Source organism: Pseudomonas sp. SDO5522_S412 (assembly GCF_054071215.1).
The window spans coordinates 1-235 of record NZ_JBSVWQ010000470.1 but is presented as its reverse complement, the minus strand read 5'-3'; the positions used below and the strand labels follow the sequence as shown (position 1 = coordinate 235).

1 rRNA gene is annotated in these 235 nt (G+C 47.7%); it reads right to left on the bottom strand.

What is annotated here, in order from left to right:
• Positions 1-2 precede the first annotated feature (2 nt).
• Positions 3-118, bottom strand: a 5S ribosomal RNA gene (gene rrf / locus ACW9I6_RS32480).
• Positions 119-235: the final 117 nt, after the last annotated feature.

The following is a 235-nucleotide window of genomic DNA, read 5'->3' as shown; positions in this document are numbered from 1 at the left end:
AATCTTGACGATGACCTACTCTCACATGGGGAAACCCCACACTACCATCGGCGATGCATCGTTTCACTGCTGAGTTCGGGATGGGATCAGGTGGTTCCAATGCTCTATGGTCGTCAAGAAATTCTGTGTACCAGACCGTTGCGTTCGCAACGTGCTGGTGAAAATCATGGACTTCTACATAAACAAAACCCCTGACTGCATAAGCAATCAGGGGTTCTGGAATTTAATCTTGACG